The 20474-nt window shown below is 52.6% G+C and carries 14 protein-coding genes, 2 tRNA genes and 3 rRNA genes; 18 read left to right on the plus strand and 1 reads right to left on the minus strand.

The window, feature by feature from the left end; all coding sequences use genetic code 11:
* The first annotated feature begins 443 nt into the window (after positions 1-443).
* The 18 genes from J4772_RS00875 (at position 444) to J4772_RS00960 (ending at position 20057) form a co-directional block, all read left to right on the plus strand.
* Positions 444-1997, plus strand: a 16S ribosomal RNA gene (locus J4772_RS00875).
* A 106-nt stretch (positions 1998-2103) separates the two neighbouring features.
* A 5S ribosomal RNA gene (gene rrf, locus J4772_RS00880) occupies positions 2104-2220 on the plus strand.
* A gap of 70 nt (positions 2221-2290) precedes the next feature.
* Positions 2291-2367, plus strand: a tRNA-Ile gene (locus tag J4772_RS00885).
* A gap of 119 nt (positions 2368-2486) precedes the next feature.
* Positions 2487-5403, plus strand: a 23S ribosomal RNA gene (locus tag J4772_RS00890).
* Together the 16S, 23S and 5S rRNA genes with 1 tRNA gene alongside form the textbook arrangement of a ribosomal RNA operon.
* A 204-nt stretch (positions 5404-5607) precedes the next feature.
* Entirely contained in the window at positions 5608-6873 is a 1266-nt protein-coding gene (locus J4772_RS00895) for a putative glycoside hydrolase (protein WP_209073782.1), read from the plus strand.
* Positions 6874-7026: 153 nt separating this feature from the next.
* Positions 7027-8484: an IMP dehydrogenase gene (gene guaB, locus J4772_RS00900; RefSeq protein ID WP_116062444.1), complete on the plus strand. Its 1458-nt coding sequence runs from the start codon at positions 7027-7029 to the stop codon at positions 8482-8484.
* Positions 8485-8613: 129 nt separating this feature from the next.
* Positions 8614-9957 (plus strand): D-alanyl-D-alanine carboxypeptidase family protein, encoded by a 1344-nt coding sequence (locus J4772_RS00905; RefSeq protein ID WP_116062443.1) that lies wholly within the window; start codon positions 8614-8616, stop codon positions 9955-9957.
* A gap of 73 nt (positions 9958-10030) precedes the next feature.
* Positions 10031-10915: a pyridoxal 5'-phosphate synthase lyase subunit PdxS gene (pdxS, locus tag J4772_RS00910; protein ID WP_209076822.1), complete on the plus strand. Its 885-nt coding sequence runs from the start codon at positions 10031-10033 to the stop codon at positions 10913-10915.
* 100 nt (positions 10916-11015) lie between these two features.
* On the plus strand, positions 11016-11591 hold the full coding sequence (gene pdxT, locus J4772_RS00915; RefSeq protein ID WP_116062441.1) for a pyridoxal 5'-phosphate synthase glutaminase subunit PdxT: 576 nt from the start codon (positions 11016-11018) through the stop codon (positions 11589-11591).
* A gap of 3 nt (positions 11592-11594) precedes the next feature.
* A complete protein-coding gene (serS, locus tag J4772_RS00920) occupies positions 11595-12881 on the plus strand; it encodes a serine--tRNA ligase (protein WP_209073783.1) in 1287 nt (428 codons plus the stop codon).
* A gap of 70 nt (positions 12882-12951) precedes the next feature.
* Positions 12952-13425 carry a NanQ anomerase/TabA/YiaL family protein gene (locus J4772_RS00925; RefSeq protein ID WP_209073784.1) on the plus strand — a complete coding sequence of 158 codons (474 nt, stop codon included), beginning with the start codon at positions 12952-12954 and terminating at the stop codon, positions 13423-13425.
* Positions 13426-13542: 117 nt separating this feature from the next.
* Positions 13543-13631 (plus strand) — tRNA-Ser (locus tag J4772_RS00930).
* 908 nt (positions 13632-14539) lie between these two features.
* Positions 14540-14908, plus strand: a complete 369-nt coding sequence (locus J4772_RS00935) for a baseplate J/gp47 family protein (RefSeq protein ID WP_371822814.1) — start codon at positions 14540-14542, stop codon at positions 14906-14908.
* Between the two features lie 14 nt (positions 14909-14922).
* Positions 14923-15075 (plus strand): hypothetical protein, encoded by a 153-nt coding sequence (locus J4772_RS00940; protein ID WP_209073785.1) that lies wholly within the window; start codon positions 14923-14925, stop codon positions 15073-15075.
* A 23-nt stretch (positions 15076-15098) separates the two neighbouring features.
* Positions 15099-15251 carry a small acid-soluble spore protein P gene (locus tag J4772_RS00945; RefSeq protein ID WP_116062438.1) on the plus strand — a complete coding sequence of 51 codons (153 nt, stop codon included), beginning with the start codon at positions 15099-15101 and terminating at the stop codon, positions 15249-15251.
* Positions 15252-15414: 163 nt separating this feature from the next.
* Entirely contained in the window at positions 15415-16332 is a 918-nt protein-coding gene (locus J4772_RS00950; protein WP_209073786.1) for a YitT family protein, read from the plus strand.
* Between the two features lie 133 nt (positions 16333-16465).
* Complete coding sequence (locus tag J4772_RS00955; RefSeq protein WP_209073787.1) at positions 16466-17557, plus strand: hypothetical protein; 1092 nt, start codon at positions 16466-16468, stop codon at positions 17555-17557.
* A gap of 199 nt (positions 17558-17756) precedes the next feature.
* A complete protein-coding gene (locus tag J4772_RS00960; protein WP_209073788.1) occupies positions 17757-20057 on the plus strand; it encodes a right-handed parallel beta-helix repeat-containing protein in 2301 nt (766 codons plus the stop codon).
* A gap of 98 nt (positions 20058-20155) precedes the next feature.
* Here the strand turns inward: J4772_RS00960 and J4772_RS00965 are convergent, their stop codons facing one another.
* Entirely contained in the window at positions 20156-20365 is a 210-nt protein-coding gene (locus tag J4772_RS00965) for an AraC family transcriptional regulator (RefSeq protein WP_209073789.1), read from the minus strand.
* Positions 20366-20474 lie beyond the last annotated feature (109 nt).

Below are 20474 nucleotides of genomic sequence, written 5' to 3' on the forward strand. Positions count from 1 at the left end.
CTCTCGCGCCGCCTTTTTTCCTCACATAAACTAACTCAGGAGAACATTGCAGCTAGAATTCAAACCGGTTGAGAGCACATAAAACCTACTCGTACGAGAACATCTTCTTTACAACCCTTTCTCGGCTCTAATTGGACGCAGTCGATTTGCAGGCTTTCGGCATTTTGCTTGCGTTGTTTCCTTTATCGCATTGTTAGTGAATGGGTCTTCTGAGGGGAGTCGGAAATATCTTTTGATAATCTGAAAAATTCATATGAAAAAGGGGTTGCAAGTGTTTGTGGGCTGTGCTATATTATTTAAGTCGCCTCGAGCGGCACTGAAAAAAGAAACACCGATTGTTCTTTGAAAACTGAACATTGAGCGTAAGAAACAAAAACGTCGGAAGACGGCTTCGGTCGTCGGAAGGCAAACCAGCAATAAAGTAATGAGCCTTCTGGCTCTCTATTATGGAGAGTTTGATCCTGGCTCAGGACGAACGCTGGCGGCGTGCCTAATACATGCAAGTCGAGCGGATCTCTGATGGAGCTTGCTCCTGATGAGGTTAGCGGCGGACGGGTGAGTAACACGTAGGCAACCTGCCCCCAAGATCGGGATAACATTCGGAAACGAATGCTAAGACCGGATACACGGTTTGGTCGCATGACCGGATCGGGAAACACGGAGCAATCTGTGGCTTGAGGATGGGCCTGCGGCGCATTAGCTAGTTGGTGGGGTAACGGCTCACCAAGGCGACGATGCGTAGCCGACCTGAGAGGGTGAACGGCCACACTGGGACTGAGACACGGCCCAGACTCCTACGGGAGGCAGCAGTAGGGAATCTTCCACAATGGGCGAAAGCCTGATGGAGCAACGCCGCGTGAGTGAGGAAGGCTTTCGGGTCGTAAAGCTCTGTTGCCAGGGAAGAATAAGGATCATTTAACTGATGATCCGATGACGGTACCTGAGAAGAAAGCCCCGGCTAACTACGTGCCAGCAGCCGCGGTAATACGTAGGGGGCAAGCGTTGTCCGGAATTATTGGGCGTAAAGCGCGCGCAGGCGGCTCTTTAAGTCTGGTGTTTAAGTGCGGGGCTCAACCCCGTGACGCACTGGAAACTGGGGAGCTTGAGTGCAGAAGAGGAGAGCGGAATTCCACGTGTAGCGGTGAAATGCGTAGAGATGTGGAGGAACACCAGTGGCGAAGGCGGCTCTCTGGACTGTAACTGACGCTGAGGCGCGAAAGCGTGGGGAGCAAACAGGATTAGATACCCTGGTAGTCCACGCCGTAAACGATGAGTGCTAGGTGTTGGGGGTATCATGCCCTCGGTGCCGAAGTTAACACATTAAGCACTCCGCCTGGGGAGTACGGTCGCAAGACTGAAACTCAAAGGAATTGACGGGGACCCGCACAAGCAGTGGAGTATGTGGTTTAATTCGAAGCAACGCGAAGAACCTTACCAGGTCTTGACATCCCTCTGAATCCGGTAGAGATATCGGCGGCCTTCGGGACAGAGGAGACAGGTGGTGCATGGTTGTCGTCAGCTCGTGTCGTGAGATGTTGGGTTAAGTCCCGCAACGAGCGCAACCCTTGAACTTAGTTGCCAGCACGTTATGGTGGGCACTCTAGGTTGACTGCCGGTGACAAACCGGAGGAAGGCGGGGATGACGTCAAATCATCATGCCCCTTATGACCTGGGCTACACACGTACTACAATGGCCGGTACAAAGGGCCGCGAAGCCGCGAGGTGGAGCCAATCCCAACAAAGCCGGTCTCAGTTCGGATTGCAGGCTGCAACTCGCCTGCATGAAGTCGGAATTGCTAGTAATCGCGGATCAGCATGCCGCGGTGAATACGTTCCCGGGTCTTGTACACACCGCCCGTCACACCACGAGAGTTTACAACACCCGAAGTCGGTGGGGTAACCCGCAAGGGAGCCAGCCGCCGAAGGTGGGGTAGATGATTGGGGTGAAGTCGTAACAAGGTAGCCGTATCGGAAGGTGCGGCTGGATCACCTCCTTTCTAAGGAGCTCTTCGGAGCTAATCAAAGTCCACGGTCCGCAAGGAAGTGGCAAACGTTTCTTACGCTCATGTTCAGTTTTGAAAGAGCAATCTTTCGCAAAACCGGTTTGGTGATGACGGCGGAGGGGTTCCACGCGTACCCATCCCGAACACGACCGTTAAGCCCTCCAGCGCCAATGGTACTTGGACCGCAGGGTCCTGGGAGAGTAGGACGTTGCCAAGCCGGGTTTTTCTCAACTCAAGAAGTTGGGCTGAGAAGAGCTTATAGGCCCAGCAGGAACGGGCGCATATATTGGCCTTTAGCTCAGCTGGTTAGAGCGCACCCCTGATAAGGGTGAGGTCGGTGGTTCGAGTCCACTAAGGCCAACCAATTTCATAATCCCTTGCACCTTGAAAACTGGATATCGAACCAAACTGCATACAATCTAACGATTGCATGCTGCGCGAAGAAGAATGAAGCATCTCTGCCTTACTAGTGTCAAACGACTGGGTTAAGCTAATAAGTGCGCACGGAGGATGCCTAGGCGCCAGGAGCCGATGAAGGACGCGACGAACAGCGATATGCTTCGGGGAGCTGTAAGTGAGCTTTGATCCGGAGATTTCCGAATGGGGAAACCCAGCTATCGTAATGGATAGTTACCTTCGAGTGAATACATAGCTCGTCGGAGGCATACCAGGGGAACTGAAACATCTAAGTACCCTGAGGAAGAGAAAACAACAGTGATTCCGTCAGTAGCGGCGAGCGAAAGCGGATTAGCCCAAACCAGAGGGCTTGCTCTCTGGGGTTGTAGGACGTCTCACATGGAGTGATAAAAGAGCATATTAGGCGAAGAGGTCTGGAAAGGCCTGCCACAGAAGGTAAAAGCCCTGTAGCCGAAAGTGTGTTCTCTCCGAGACGGATCCTGAGTACCGCGGGACACGTGAAACCCCGTGGGAATCCGGCAGGACCATCTGCCAAGGCTAAATACTCCCTGGCGACCGATAGCGAAGCAGTACCGTGAGGGAAAGGTGAAAAGCACCGCGGGAGCGGAGTGAAAGAGAACCTGAAACCGTGCGCTTACAAGAAGTCAGAGCCCGATCTAGGGGTGATGGCGTGCCTTTTGTAGAATGAACCGGCGAGTTACGTTCACGTGCAAGGTTAAGCTGATGAGGCGGAGCCGAAGGGAAACCGAGTCTGAATAGGGCGCTTAAGTACGTGGTCGTAGACCCGAAACCGTGTGATCTACCCCTGTGCAGGGTGAAGGTGCGGTAACACGCACTGGAGGCCCGAACTCGTGAGCGTTGAAAAGCTCTGGGATGACGTGGGGGTAGGGGAGAAATTCCAATCGAACTCGGAGATAGCTGGTTCTCCCCGAAATAGCTTTAGGGCTAGCCTCGAGGTTGAGCATCATGGAGGTAGAGCACTGATTGGGTGCGGGGCCCGCCAAGGGTTACCAAGTCCAGTCAAACTCCGAATGCCATGGATGTATACTCGGGAGTCAGACGGCGAGTGCTAAGATCCGTCGTCAAGAGGGAAAGAGCCCAGATCATCAGCTAAGGTCCCCAAGTGTGTGTTAAGTGGGAAAGGATGTGGAGTTGCGAAGACAACCAGGATGTTGGCTTAGAAGCAGCCACCATTTAAAGAGTGCGTAATAGCTCACTGGTCGAGTGACTCTGCGCCGAAAATGTAACGGGGCTAAACACACCACCGAAGCTATGGCATGCTTGGGTAGGGGAGCGTTGAATGCGGGTAGAAGTCAGACCGGAAGGACTGGTGGACTGCATTCAAGTGAGAATGCCGGTATGAGTAACGAAAAGACAGGTGAGAATCCTGTCCGCCGAAAGCCTAAGGGTTCCTGGGGTAGGTTCGTCCGCCCAGGGTAAGTCGGGACCTAAGGCGAGGCCGAAAGGCGTAGTCGATGGACAACAGGTTGAAATTCCTGTACCACCGTAATCCGTTATGAGCGATGGGGGGACGCAGGAGGGAAGCGACGCGAGCCGATGGATGTGCTCGTCCAAGCAGTGAGAGGGGTATGTAGGCAAATCCGCATACTGTAACCTTGAGCTGTGATGGGGAGGGAAAATCACAGTACCGAAGGTCGTACACCCACGCTGCCAAGAAAAGCCTCTAGCCAGGAGAAGGTGCCCGTACCGTAAACCGACACAGGTGGGCGAGATGAGAATTCTAAGGCGCGCGGAAGAACTCTCGTTAAGGAACTCGGCAAAATGACCCCGTAACTTCGGGAGAAGGGGTGCCTCGGTAGGGTGAATAGCCCGAGGGGGCCGCAGTGAAGAGGCCCAAGCGACTGTTTAGCAAAAACACAGGTCTGTGCGAAGCCGTAAGGCGAAGTATACGGGCTGACGCCTGCCCGGTGCTGGAAGGTTAAGGGGAGTGGTTAGGGGCAACCCGAAGCTGTGAACCGAAGCCCCAGTAAACGGCGGCCGTAACTATAACGGTCCTAAGGTAGCGAAATTCCTTGTCAGGTAAATTCTGACCCGCACGAATGGCGTAACGACTTGGGCGCTGTCTCAACGAGAGATCCGGTGAAATTTTAGTACCTGTGAAGATGCAGGTTACCCGCGACGTGACGGAAAGACCCCATGGAGCTTTACTGTAGCTTGATATTGAACTTTGGTACGGTCTGTACAGGATAGGTGGGAGCCGATGAAGCTGGGGCGCAAGCCTCAGTGGAGGCGCCGTTGGGATACCACCCTGATCGTATCGGAGTTCTAACCTGCTGCCCTGAATCGGGCAGAGGGACCGTGTCAGGCGGACAGTTTGACTGGGGCGGTCGCCTCCTAAAAAGTAACGGAGGCGCTCTAAGGTTCCCTCAGCGCGGTTGGAAATCGCGCGAAGAGTGCAAAGGCATAAGGGAGCTTGACTGCGAGACCTACAAGTCGAGCAGGGAGGAAACTCGGACTTAGTGATCCGGTGGTACCGAATGGAAGGGCCATCGCTCAACGGATAAAAGCTACCCTGGGGATAACAGGCTTATCTCCCCCAAGAGTCCACATCGACGGGGAGGTTTGGCACCTCGATGTCGGCTCATCGCATCCTGGGGCTGAAGTAGGTCCCAAGGGTTGGGCTGTTCGCCCATTAAAGCGGTACGCGAGCTGGGTTCAGAACGTCGTGAGACAGTTCGGTCCCTATCTGTCGCGGGCGTAGGAAATTTGAGAGGGGCTGTCCTTAGTACGAGAGGACCGGGATGGACGCACCGCTGGTGTACCAGTTGTTCCGCCAGGAGCATCGCTGGGTAGCCAAGTGCGGAAGGGATAAGCGCTGAAAGCATCTAAGCGCGAAGCCTGCCTCAAGATGAGATTTCCCAATTCGTAAGACCCCTGGAAGAACACCAGGTTGATAGGCTCGGGGTGGAAGCGCAGCAATGTGTGGAGCTGACGAGTACTAATCGGTCGAGGGCTTATCCTAACCTCGTGCGATGCAAATCGCTACGAACAGGAACAAGTGCATCAGGCACCTCAAATCGGAGGTGTCTTTTTTGCGCTCAAAAATTGCTTTCCAAGCTGCACCACCGTATGCAGAAAGCCCCTGATCTCCCATAAACTCAGATGCAGTCCGTTCCCACCGAATGCAAACAATACCGATACTCTAACTATCGGGGAGGTGTCGGGAATGGCTGCTCACCCGCCCATTCATAAATTTGGTATTTTCCTTCTGTCGGTATGGATCGCGACTATAAGCTCGGGCTGTTCGAATGGAGCTTCGGATTCGGCAGCGACCCGCGATCTGCACAGGCTGGAGCATGGTCTTAGGCAAGCATCGGATCGGCCGATCAACGATTTGAAGCTCAAGCGCAAGCCAGACGCCGATTCAATCAACGTTAAGATTCCCGCCCCGAAAGCTCAATCCCAGAAGCAGGCTCTTAGCTCGATCAAGCCCCCCAACTCGATAAGGGCGATCTATGTAACCTCATATGTCGCCAGCGGAAGCAGAATGAATCAGCTGATCGACCTCGTCAACCGCACCGAGCTGAATGCAATGGTATTGGACGTCAACAGCGGAATTGCCCTTACGGCACCGGGTCGTTCTAACGCCAAGGACGGTTCGATCAGGCCGATTCCCTCCGAAAGAAAGGCGGCCAAGCATTACAGGGAAGTCATCGGCAAACTTAAACAGCAGAATATTTACCTCATCGCCAGAATCGTAACCTTCAAAAATCCGGAGCTCGCCAAGGCGGTCCCGGCCTGGGCCATTAAAAGGAAGAGCGGCGCAACCTGGACGGACAGAAGCGGAACGCCATGGGTGAATCCCTATAAGCAGGCGAGCTGGGAATATCCGATTGCGTTGGCGAAATATGCTGCGGAGTTAGGGTTTGACGAGGTCCAATTCGATTATGTACGTTTTCCCGAAAACGAATCCAAGGTGGATCGAGAGGTCGACTATGCCAATACGCGCAAATGGACTAAGGAGCAAGCCATCGCCGTTTTTCTTCGCCAAGCGAAAGCCGCACTTCGCCCTACTGGAATTGCAGTTGCGGCTGACGTGTTCGGAATGGTCGGTTCATCGGAAGACGATATCGGCATTGGCCAGAAATGGAACGCGATCGCGCCTGAGGTAGACGTTATATCGCCTATGGTGTATCCTTCGCATTACTCGGAAGGAATGTGGGCCATCGCATATCCGGATTTGACCCCAGGACCGATTGTAAAAAGAGCGCTTAAGGATGCCTCCAATCATAATCGGCAGTTAAAGGATAAAGGTATAGCGGCAGCACAAATCCGTCCATGGCTTCAAAGCTTTACCGCCACTTGGATTCATCCTCATCAACAATACGGAGCGGCGCAAATTCGCGAGCAAATCGAAGCTGCCCGCAAAGCAGGTATCCATTCTTATATGTTGTGGAACTCTTCTTGCAAATATCCCCAATTCAAGTCGTAACGCGGTAGTGCGGCAAGGCGGAAAAGTATTGATTTGGTGCGGTTTTCCACGTTTCGAATGTGCTTGACAGCCCATGATGCCTCTGCTAAGATTGACGATAATCAATCGGAGACAATAGCCGGAGAAGCAACCGGCAATAGGGGGAAACCTGCTGTGTGGCAAAATAAGTTCACCAAAGAAGGCCTTACATTCGACGACGTACTGCTCGTTCCACGGAAGTCATCTATCCTACCGAGGGATGTGGACGTATCGACGGTGCTGAGTCCTTCGGTGAAGCTGAATATTCCGCTGATCAGCGCGGGAATGGATACGGTCACGGAATCGGCATTGGCAATCGCGATCGCCCGCGAAGGCGGCATTGGCATTATTCATAAGAATATGTCCGTTACCCAGCAAGCGGAAGAGGTCGACAGGGTTAAACGTTCCGAGAGCGGGGTTATTACAAATCCTTTCTCCTTGACTCCGGATCATCATGTTTACGACGCTGAGGAACTTATGGGCAAATACCGGATTTCCGGGGTGCCGATCGTCAACGGAGAAGGCAAGCTGGTAGGCATTTTGACCAACCGAGACTTGCGCTTTGTTCATGATTACTCGATCAAGATCAGTGAGGTCATGACTCACGAGGAACTGGTGACGGCGCCGGTAGGCACTACGCTGCAGCAGGCGGAAGGCATTCTCCAGCGGCATAAGATCGAGAAGCTTCCTCTTGTAGACGAGACGAACACGCTTAAAGGGCTTATTACAATTAAAGATATCGAGAAAGCTATTCAATTCCCGAATGCGGCGAAAGACCAGCACGGACGGCTGCTCGTCGGAGCTGCGGTCGGCGTATCCAAAGATACGTTCGAGCGTGCCGAGGCTCTGGTGCACGCCGGGGTCGATGCGCTTGTCGTCGATTCGGCGCATGGACATCATATCGACATCGTATCGATGGTTCGCAAGCTGCGGGAGAAGTATCCCGACCTCACGCTTATCGCCGGCAACGTTGCAACGGGAGAAGCGACTCGCGATCTAATCGAGGCGGGTGCATCCGTCGTTAAGGTAGGCATCGGACCGGGTTCGATCTGTACGACTCGCATCATCGCTGGAATCGGGGTTCCTCAGATAACGGCCGTGTACGATTGCGCATCTGTTGCGCGCGAGTACAACGTTCCGATAATCGCTGATGGAGGAATCAAGTACTCCGGCGAGATTACGAAGGCTATCGCTGCGGGCGCCAGCTGCGTTATGCTTGGTAGCTTGTTCGCGGGAACTGAAGAAAGCCCGGGCGAATCCGAAATCTATCAAGGTCGTCGCTATAAATCTTATCGCGGCATGGGTTCGATCGGCGCGATGAAGGAAGGCAGTAAGGACCGTTACTTCCAGGAGAACGAGAGCAAGCTTGTTCCCGAAGGTATTGAGGGACGGGTTGCCTACAAAGGGCCTCTTAAAGATATCATTCATCAACTGCTCGGCGGACTGCGTTCGGGTATGGGCTATTGCGGTACGGGAACGATCGAAGAGCTGAAGAATGATACGCAGTTCGTTCGGATCACGGGCGCCGGGTTGCGCGAGAGCCATCCGCACGATGTCCAGATTACGAAAGAAGCGCCTAACTATTCCATGTAACCCCCAGCGGGAGATAGAGAGAATATGGAAGCCGAAGGGACAGGAATTATCCGACCTTCGGCTTTTTCCTTTGATGCGCCTATGTTACAATAGGAAAGGTATTTTATTATCGAAAAAGGGGAGAATGCGTTGAATCGCCATCATCAATTGTCGTTGCCGCTCATCTTTCCGTTGAAGCGGTTCGTCGCCGCTGCCGTACTTGTTAGTTTTCTGTCCTTGTTCGGCCTTTCCTCGTTTGCCTCCGCGGCCGCGGAAGAGCTTCCTGCTCCTCCCCAGTTGGAAGCCCCATCTGCGATTTTGATGGACGCGGGAACCGGACAGGTGTTGTACCAGCTCAATGCGGACGAGGCCAGACCTCCTGCGAGCATGGCGAAAATGATGTCGGAATATTTGGTGTCGATGGCCGTTAAGCAAGGGAAGCTGAACTGGGACGATAAAGTTACCATCGGCGAAAATGCGGCCAAACAAATCGGCAGCCGTATTCTTCTGGCGCAAGGGGATCAACATACGATAAGAGATCTGTATATTGCGCTGGCTGTCTATTCCGCTAACGATGCAACGGTTCAGCTTGCGGAAGAAGTGGCGGGCTCCGAAGAAGAATTCGCCAAGCTGATGAATCAGACCGCGGTCGAACTGGGCATGACAAATTCACACTTCATTAATTCAACAGGCCTTGACCGGGCCGATATGCCGGAGAAATATCAGCCGACCTCTATCGATGGCGAGACGACGATGTCCGCCAGAGATGCCGCTATTCTCGGTTATCGAATCGTGAAGGACGATCCGGAATTTCTGGAGACGTCCAAGCTCCAGGAACACAAATTCAGGGAACGCGACAAAACCCCGATGAAAAACTGGAACTGGATGCTGGGTACGAACAAAGATAATCCGACGCTCCGCAAATTCGCTTACGAAGGCGTGGATGGCCTGAAGACAGGGCATACCAGCAGAGCGGGGCAGAACTTTACAGGAACTGCGCTCCGCAACGGTACGCGTCTGATCGCGGTTGTCATGGGCGTAGGGGGCAAAACTGAAGATGGCAAGCGCTTCTTGGAGACGGCGAAGCTGTTCGATTACGGCTTTAAGAGCTTTGAGAAGAAAACAATTGTAGAAGCGAAAGCTTCCGTGCCTGAATATGAGACGCTGAAGGTCAAGAAAGGGAAAGCGACAAGCGTGCCGGTCGTTACGGCAACGGATCTCACCGTTCTAGTTCCGAAAGGCGCTGTCGTCGAGCCTGTCGTGCAGGAAGTCAAGCCTGTCGAAGACCCGCTTGTTGCGCCGATCGCGCAAGGCGACAAAGTCGGTACGGTTACTTATAAGTACAAAGATCCATCCACGCAAGAAGAGAAGACGATAACGATCGACCTGATCGCATCGGAAGAAGTGAGTAAGGGAAGCTGGTGGAGACTGCTGCTCCGAGCGATCGGCAACTTCTTCTCCAGCCTGTTCCAAGGAATTGTAGATCTTTTCTAAATTCCGACTCGAATGGTTGTCTATTACTGCTTCTTCATGTAAAATTTATGTTTAGAATCTTCGGGAGGCATGAATCATGGAAACAGGTACATCGAGAGTCAAACGCGGCATGGCCGAGATGCAAAAAGGCGGCGTCATCATGGACGTTATGAGCGCCGAGCAAGCTAAAATCGCCGAGGCGGCTGGCGCAACTGCAGTCATGGCTTTGGAGCGTGTCCCGTCCGACATTCGCGCGGCAGGCGGAGTTGCTCGTATGGCAAATCCGGAGCTTGTAGAGCAAGTCATGAAGGTTGTCAGCATACCGGTTATGGCCAAGGCCAGAATCGGGCATTATGTTGAAGCGAAAGTATTGGAGTCGCTGGGCGTGGATTACATCGACGAGAGCGAAGTGCTGACCCCGGCCGACGAAGTGTTCCATATCGACAAGTCGCTGTTCACTGTTCCGTTCGTATGCGGAGCGAAAGATCTCGGAGAAGCGCTTCGCCGGATTCAAGAAGGCGCATCGATGCTCCGTACGAAGGGCGAGCCGGGAACGGGCAACATCGTCGAAGCCGTTCGCCACATGCGTATCATTACCGGCCAAATTCGCAGAATCCAGAACCTGTCCAAGGACGAGTTGTATCATGAAGCCAAGGTGCTGGGCGTAAACTACGATTTGCTGGTGAACGTTCACGAATCCGGTCGTTTGCCGGTCGTTAACTTCGCTGCCGGCGGCGTAGCGACTCCTTCCGATGCGGCTTTGATGATGCATTTGGGCGCAGACGGCGTATTCGTCGGATCCGGTATTTTCAAATCCGAGAGCCCAGAGAAATTCGCGCGCGCAATCGTCGAAGCGACGACGCACTATGAAGATTACGCCTTGATCGCCCGCGTGTCCAAAGATCTGGGCGAGGCGATGAGAGGGATCGAGATTTCCAAGCTTCCCGCATCCGAACGGATGCAGGACCGCGGACTGTAAGATCGACTCATCGAGCGGCTTCCTTACGGCTCAGCAGCAGCTGGGTCGAAGGAGGCCGCTTTAAGATTATATCCACATTAGCACGGAAGAAGGATAAGCAATGAACATCGGAGTACTGGCGTTGCAAGGAGCAGTGGCGGAGCACATTCGCAGCATTGAGCTGGCCGGTGGCCAAGGCGTCGCCGTCAAACGGGTAGATCAGCTGGCCGAGATCGACGGCCTGATCATTCCCGGAGGAGAGAGCACGACAATCGGCAAGCTGATGCGGAAATACGATTTTATCGAGGCTATCCGGGATTATGCAGCGCAAGGGAAGCCGGTATTCGGAACCTGTGCCGGCATGATCGTGCTTGCTGAACGCTTGGATGGCGGCGAGGAGCCGCACCTGCGGCTAATGGATATGACGGTCGCCCGCAACGCCTTCGGTCGCCAGCGTGAGAGCTTCGAAACGGATCTGGATGTAAAAGGGATCGATACTCCTCTGAGAGCAGTCTTTATCCGTGCGCCGCTTATCAAAGAAGTCGGCGAGAAGGTTGAAGTGTTGTCGGAATATCAGGGCGAAATCGTCACCGCTAGGCAAGGTAACCTGCTGGCCGCATCATACCATCCCGAGCTAACCGATGATTATAGACTCCATGAACTATTCATTCGCATGGCCCAGGAAAGGGGACAATAACCGATGTTGGACGTCAAGTTACTTCGCAACGATTACGAGAAAGTGGCGCAGGCACTCCGCAATCGCAACGCTTCTCAGGAGCTGATCGCGGATTTCCCGAAGCTGGACGTGAGCCGCCGGGAAAAGCTGACAGAGAGCGAGCAGCTCAAAAATCGGCGCAACGTTGTATCGCAAGAAGTGGCGAAGCTGAAAAAAAACCGCGAGAACGCAGATGACCTGATCGCCGAAATGCGGACAGTCAGCGACCGAATTAAGCTGCTGGACGATGAGGTGCGCGAAATCGAAGCGGAAATGGACAAGCTTCTGCTGGCTATCCCGAACGTTCCTCATGAGAGTGTGCCGGTTGGCGCATCCGAAGAAGATAACGTTGAGCTTCGCCGAGTAGGAGAGCCTGTGTCCTTTGATTTTGACGCCAAGCCGCACTGGGAACTCGGCACGGAGCTTGGCATTCTCGATTTCGAGGCGGCTGCCAAGGTGACAGGCTCGCGATTCGTTTTCTACAAAGGCTTAGGGGCGCGCTTGGAACGGGCTTTGATCAACCTCATGATGGATCTTCATGCGGACAAGCATGGTTATGAAGAGATTTTGCCTCCATATATCGTAAACAGGGATAGCCTGATTGGAACTTCGCAGCTTCCGAAATTCGCGGAGGATCTGTTTAAGATCGAGGATACCGATTATTTCTTGATTCCGACAGCTGAGGTTCCGGTGACGAATTTCCATCGCGAAGAGATTTTGTCGGCGGACGATCTGCCGAAAGCGTTCGTCGCTTTCAGCGGTTGCTTCCGTTCCGAAGCGGGCGCTTCGGGTCGCGATACGCGCGGGCTGATTCGCCAGCACCAATTCAACAAGGTAGAGCTCGTTCAGTTGGTAGCGGCGGACAAGTCGTACGAGGTGCTTGAACAGTTGACCGGCCACGCGGAGAAGGTGCTGCAATTGCTTGAGCTGCCGTATCGCGTACTTACGCTGTGTACGGGAGATATGGGCTTCGCCTCTGCGAAGACATACGATCTGGAAGTATGGCTGCCTAGCGCGGGCACATACAGAGAGATCTCCTCCTGCACGAACTTTGAAGATTTCCAGGCGCGCAGAGCGGGTATTCGCTATCGCCCGGAAGCCGGAGCGAAACCGGAATTCGTGCATACGCTGAACGGTTCGGGTCTTGCGCTCGGACGGACGGTTGCAGCGATTATTGAGAATTACCAGCAGGCCGACGGTACGATTAAAGTGCCTGAGGCGTTGAAGCCATACATGGGCGGTCTGGAGACGATAGCGCCTCGCAAGGCTTGATGGCAGGCACACTCTGCACTCTGTCGAAGCAGAAGAAGTCATTGCGATTAGGGGAAAGTGGTGATGAGGCATGATCGTAGGCAATCTGAGGCAGGCTGCTAAGGACGGAAGCGGATTGCACCCTGTACTGGATGAAGCGATCCGCGTGTTGGAGACAACGGATTTCTCAAATCTGTCGCTTGGTAAGCACGAGCTTAAGGGCAATCGTATGTTTATGAACGTCCAAGAATACGACACAAAGGACGTATCGGAGATGATGTACGAAAAGCATGCCGCACACATCGACGTACAATATGTCATTTCCGGAGACGAGACGATTCATTGGGCCGCCTCGGACGATGGCCGATTGCCGGATGACGACCGTCTGGAGTCGGACGATTTTGCGCTCTACCAGGGACTTCAGCCTACGGGTTCGGTCCATATGACCGAGGGAACTTATTTGATCCTGTTTCCCGGCGAACTGCACCAGCCGTGCGTATCCCCGAACCCGGGAAGGCCGGTACACAAAGTTGTGATTAAAATTAGGACGGATTTGCTGGACTAACAAGAGTCGGCAATTCCGTTTACGCCACGCAGGGCTTGATGCGCCCCAAGCAGGTGTGATATGATGATTTGGCAGTGTCGACAGAACCTTCGGGGGAAGCGTCTGCCAATCAATCTTGGAGAGATACCGAAGCGGTCATAACGGGGCGGTCTTGAAAACCGTTAGGGTGCAAGCCCACGTGGGTTCGAATCCCACTCTCTCCGCCATAAGCAAAAAACAGCCCGATTCCTGAGAAGGAATCGGTTTTTTGCGTCAAGGCGGAAGTGGGATTCGAACGGGCCGTAAAGCGAACATGCCAAAAGGCATGTTCGTAGGCCCCGGCGTGATAGTCGCGAATGACGTGCCGTACGAATGTACGGACTCGGAAGCGACGGAGCGAATCCCACTCTCTCCGCCATAAGCAAAAAACAGCCCGATTCCTGAGAAGGAATCGGTTTTTTGCGTCATGTCGGAAGTGGGATTCGAACGGGCCGTAAAGCGAACATGCCAAAAGGCATGTTCGTAGGCCCCGGCGTGATAGTCGCGAATGACGTGGCCGGACGAAAAGTACGGCCGCGGAAGCGACGGAGCGAATCCCACTCTCTCCGCCATAAGCAAAAAACAGCCCGATTCCTGAGAAGGAACCGGTTTTTTGCGTCATGTCGGAAGCGGGATTCGAACGGGCCGTAACGGACATGCCAAAAGGTTCCGTTCTGAAAGCAATAGGCGGAACAATTTAAAGAGGAAATCCCGCGCTAATTTCGCCGAGGGGCTCGATTTCGTGAATTTAGAGCGGAAATCCCGCTTTAATTTTTATAAAAATGGAAAATTAGGAAAATAGAGCGGAACATCCGCTTTAAATACCTCAAAAAGGGTGCGGATGCGAAATTAAAGCGGAAAATCCTCTTAATATCTTCAAGGTGTGCGAATCGAAGTGGGAAGCCGCCTACAGTTTGTTTTGGATACATTCATTACAACTTTACGAAAGGACAAGCCCCCTTTACGACGCATCGGAAAGTTATCAACCTCAAGAACAGGCAATTTGCCCGGTTATCCTTAATATGGGGCAGTGGGAGGAGGCGTTTTTATTTTTTACCCGAAGTTAAGAATAAGAAACCGCTAAGGAGCCAACCTAATGGAAGTGGAGGTGTTCATGATGTCAAGCAACGATGAACTGTCCGTACCCCAAGAGGATTTGGTTGAAGCTTGGAAAAAAACGCTCCCCGAGCGACTGGCCCCGGGAGACACGGCCGAAATTTACTCGGACGGAGCCGATCCCCGTACCTTCCATGTTCATATTAAGACGGCAGGACGGCAGATGATGGAGTTTGATTTTGCGGTTCAATACGTCGACAGCCGGGAAATCGACATTCAACTCAAGGATGTGGAGAAGGACGGTCAGACGGTTGACGAACGTCCGGAGCAGATTCAAGAGCTGATCGGAGATTATCGCAGACACCTGCACGAAACCGCGCAAGCGCTGCATCATTTTACCCATGCGTAGAAAGGGCGAGGAAGATGGCGGACAAAAATTTGAGCAACGTGGTGAATGAACTGGAGAATAGCCCGGTCAATTCTCATCAGGCACAACAGAATCAGCAGAAGAAAAATGATCGAAGACACCAAGATGCGCTCAATCACGATAAATCGACCGATCTGGAGCATCTGTAACGAGAAGAGGAGGCTTCAACGCCATGAGCAAACCGAAGTCGCAATCCGTACCTCAGCCCGATGAGGATCATAGCGCCCGGAATTCCGTCGTGGACCATCAGCCCAATAAACCTCTATCCGGCTCGAAGAAAGTCAAAAACCGCAATCACACTCGACATAATAACGCGGAAGGCTAATCGGGCCTCCCATGTACCGCAAGTCCCGGCACAACGCCGGGATTTTTTATTTTTGTATATAAAAGAGAAGCCGTATCGCGGATTTCTATTGTTCTGTCAGGTTTACCCCTAGTATATGGATTGGTATAATAGACTCATGAAGTCCGAAGGAGGAACTTGTTATATGTCCGATGCAGCAACATCTTTGGAAGCGCCAACCTCTGTGAATAAGGCAAAACCGATTCAACATCACAAGCAAACCCCGCTGGAAATTGTCCGGCGTACTGTCTTAATCATAGTCGGAGCGATTCTGGTAGGCATAGCTTTGGAAATCTTCCTCGTTAACAACTCGATCATTGACGGCGGCATCACGGGCATCTCCATTATGTCCTCCTACTTAAGCGGCATCCCAATCGGAGTTTTCCTCTTTATCCTCAACCTTCCTTTTCTCATTCTCGGTTATCGAACGATAGGCAAAACCTTTGCATTATCTACCCTTCTCGGAGTAGGGGTATTATCCATATCTACGGCTTTGTTGCATCCCGTTTCTCCTTTCACCGACGATATTTTGCTAGCGGCTGTGTTCGGAGGAATCTTCCTCGGAGCGGGAACAGGGATTGTCATCCGGGCAGGGGGATCGCTGGACGGTACCGAAATCATCGCCATTCTGCTCAACCGCAAATCTCCTTTTTCCGTAGGGCAAGTCGTTATGTTCATCAATCTCTTCATCCTTAGCAGTGCGGGCTTCGTCTATAGTTGGGATCGGGCGATGTTCTCCATGATTGCTTATTATATTGCGTTTAAGGTGATTGATCTTACGATCGAAGGCTTCGATGAGTCGAAATCCTGCTGGATTATTAGCGATCAGCATAAGGAGATCGGGGACGCCATCACTGCCCGTCTTGGACGCGGAGTTACTTATCTGCATGGCGAGGGAGGCTACACAGGCGACTCGAAAAAGGTAATCTTCTGCGTAATCAACCGTCTGGAAGAAGCGAAGCTGAAGACGATCGTCGGGGAGATGGATCCTTCCGCGTTCCTGGCTGTGGGCAACATTCACGATGTGAAGGGCGGAAGGTTCAAGAAGAAAGACATTCATTAACAGCGCTTGTGAATCCTTCGTAGTTTTAACAAAAATTTAGGGTTGAAAGTCTTTCCCCATGAACGGAAATAAGTTACAATGAACTTTGTGCGATTTTCTGAATCTTAGATGAATTGGAAGGGGTTTTTGTATTTTGTTCAAGCGTAAATTTGGATTTGCAATTGTTGCGCTGCTGATGACGGTTGCCCTGGTGCTCGGCGGATGTACTAAAGATAAATCTCCGAAAGACGCACTGCAGGCTTCTATGTCCAAATCGGCGGATATTAAATCCTACAACTTCAAAGGCAGCATGGTCTTCGAAGATTTCAACTTCCCTGCGGAAGGCGATAGCGCAGCAGAGGCGGCAGCCGTGCTGAATCTGATGAAGAGTGCGGAGCTGTCCTGGACAGGTGCATACCGCGCCGATCCGATGATGATGGAAATGAATCTTCAATTGGCTCTAAAAGGCGATCTGGCGATCACCTTCAACGTTCCGGTCGTTATGACGGAGAAGAAGATTTGGGTTAAAATCCCGAACATTCCGATGCTGCCGATTCCGGAAACAGTTAAGGATAAGTTCGTCGAGCTCGACCTGGAAGAGCTGGCCAAAGAATCCGGCCAACCGCTGCCTAACATGGACATGGCTAAGTCTCAGAAATTCTCGAACGACGTCATGGGAATCTTGTTCAAGCACCTGGACGAAAAGACTTACCTGAAGTCGATTAAGGTGAAGGACGCAGCTCTGCCTTCCGACGTTAACGCATCTCAAGTCGTTCAATTCCACATGGATCAATCCCAACTGGAAGGCTTCGTGAATGCCGTGGTCGAGAAGATCGCTCCGGAAATCTTCGAGCTCCTGTCGACGAATGCGGAATATCGCGATATGATGCAGCTGAAGCAGGAAGATCTTGACGAGATGAAGAAAACTCTTGAAGAAGTGAAGAGCGGCGAAGTATCCAAGACGATTGACGAAATCAAAAAAGAGCTGAAGAAGCTGGATATTACCGCAAACTTCGGAATAGATAAGAAGGACTATCCGATCTACACGGACGCTAAAATCAGCGCTGCGATTGAATCGGAAGAGCTGACGGGCAGCGTAGCGATCAAAATCGTCTCCCAGACGACGGGCATTAACGAGGAGCCGAAGTTTGAAATCGGCGAACCGAAAGCCGAAGAAGTTGTGACCATGGAAGAAGTTCAAGCTGAAATGGGCGGCATGTTCGGCGGATTCGAAGAAGAATTATAAGTTATAGAGATAGAAAAATTAGAGGCTCCTCGCCAATGATGCGAGGGGCCTCCTTGCGTTTCTTGACACTTAGAATTACAAGCAAGCTTTGCGCAGCATTAATCGGCTTTCATGGATTTCATGAACGGAAGAAGACAAGCTCTCATAGCATGTCCTACGAGCAGTAATAGAGCTCGCACATCTATGGGGGTGATTGATAGTGTCACAAGAAAGAAGCGCATCGTATCGGATTGATTTGACGGAGTTCGGAATTTACAATGACGGGACCCATGCGGCGGAGACGACTGCGGGAATCAACGATGCTATCGGATGGGCGATGGGGGAAGGGTACAATCACGTGGTGCTCGCCGGGGGACGCTATATGGTGAAGCTGGACCCGACGAATTTTTCGGCGATTAGGATCCCTAACGGTCTACACTTCGAGATGGCGGAAGACTGCGTTATCGAGATGGAAGGCAATTCTTCGCCGAACTATAACGTCTTTCAGTTGAAGGGGGTTTACGACTGTAAAATTACCGGGGGGAAGATCGTAGGAGACAAGGAGACGCATGTATACGAAATATACGTCGGATTCGAACGCGGAGGCTTGAATCCGGACGGCTCCTTAAACAACGATCCGAACTGGATTCGCAGCGAAGTGCTGGATCGGTACGCGCATCCCGGATTGCTGTCGACCTTTAGGTTATGGAACACGAACGGTTTGGCAGTGCCCGGCTATTATTTCTATCAGTACAAGGACATGGTATCGAGCGCCACGTTCGTCGACTACAGGAACAACGGGCAGTTTGCGCCAGGCGCACCAACTGGGAGGGGCTGGTTCCTGAATCCCGATGTGAGCGCCAACAACAAAATGGTTTTCGCCATTAATATTACGGGGCTGGGATTGAGCGATTCGGACATTGCGGCTTTGAGCATGAAGGTGGACAACTCCTACTATACCCACGAAGGCGGACATGGGATAGGACTGTACGGAGCCAACCATATTTTAATTGAAGATGTCGAAATCCATGCATGCACGGGAGATGGTATCATGGTCGGCACCAAGCAATACCATGCCGATCCGAACGACTACACCCAGGAAGAAATGGGCCAACACATTACAGTCCGCAATTGCGATATTCACCATTGCCGGAGACAGGGGATATCCCTTTGCGGATCGAATGACGTCTATGTTTACAACAACGAGATCCATCATATCGGACTGGCCGAGGACGGCGTGACGAGTGATTTCCGCAACGGAACGGCTCCGATGTTCGGCATCGACGTGGAATCGATGGTCGGAGAGAGCAACATTCCTTATAGGACGCCTGACCAGCCGCTCGGTCTGGAGCTGAACTATCGCATATCCATTTCCAGCAACCATATTCACAATAATTATAAAGGCCACTTCGTCAACTGCGACGGCTATCACGTGACGTTGGAGAACAATACGTTCGAAGGCTACAATGTCGGAGGCGTCAGTTCGTATCCGAACTATCGGTTTATCCAGTACCTCAACAACACGTTTATCGAGTGCGAGTTGTGGGTACAAGGGGATCATTTCGTCAATGGGGGCGTATTCTACAGAGGCAATTTGAAGCTGCTCGATGTTCGCGGCGCCATCGTGCAGAACGTTCAGATCAAAGACGGCAGCTTTTACGGGTCCAGCGTGTACGGCTATCTCGGGACGCCTGCCGTCAACGTGTCGACAGGGACATTCACCTATGCGTCCGCCCACGGAATGGGGAACGGGGCGCAAATCTGCTTCGAGCAGTGGGCAGGCAGAGTCCCCGCGGGGATGAGCGCGGACAAGCTGTACTACACGGTCAACATAACCTCTACGAGCTTCCAGGTATCGGAGACAATGGGAGGTACGCCGGTAGTCATTACCGACGCGGGGGAACCCGGATTTAATATCGGCCGCTATAATTACGGGCGCTGTTATATCTCCAACGTGACGGTGGAGCGGGACTGGCGACCGGACAACGCTCTGACTCCGAAGTTCAGCTTATTGGCGACGGGGGCGGTCATGCGCAACATTACGGTGAAAAACTATGACGTATCCGTGCTCGTTCCGCAAAATTATGCCGGACGCCCGAATACGATCGAAGGCTTGACGCTAATCGAGGGCTCGGCGCGCTTTGAGGGGACGCATGTTGCGAACAGTCAGTTCATGCGGGCCAAGAGCACGATGCTCGGCGCCTCGGACATTCAATTCGGATCCAATATGGCCACTTATCCACGCAAAATCACTGTGCAGGGCTGCCGATTCCACCGTCTCGGCGCCGTTCTAGAGGGCAACGTCGCGGTAACAGGCAGCCACTTCGAGAATGCCGTCATAGGCAAAGCCAATAACGGGAACAAAGCTGTTGTCGTCGGCAGTTATCTGGAGAACACGACCGTTAACGGCTACTGGTTAACCCAGAATGATTCCCTAACCTTGGCTGGAAACGTCTTCCGCGACGTTAGCGTGACAGGCACGGCCCCTTACGTGAAGCAATTGAACAACTCTGTGCTTTAAGCCGATCGCTTTCAAGAAGAACCGCGCCGACGCGCGGTTTTTGGAGTTGTTGCGCCAAGCTCAAGTTCATTCTATATAGCAACGATCGATTGGTTATCCTAACGGCGCATTCTTCTCGCCGCCAAATAATCGGACAGGCTGCTCCCCGTCTCTGCGCGGAAGACGCGGGACACGTAAAACCTGGACAGATGCATCTCCTCCGCGATTCGTTCGAGGCTGACCGCTTCGGCAAAATGCTCCTCGATCCAGCGCATGATTTGTTCCGAATAACGAAGCGGACTCCGGACGATATCCCCGCCACCGGTCATTTTACGCGTGTTTTCTCCCAATTGACGTGGATAAGTCCGCGGGCCTACAAAGCATCTTTGGGTTCCTGATCTCCGGGAACCTACCGTTGAATAAAACGGCGCAATTTCG

This window comes from Cohnella sp. LGH (assembly GCF_017671885.1).
GTDB lineage: Bacteria > Bacillota > Bacilli > Paenibacillales > Paenibacillaceae > Cohnella > Cohnella phaseoli.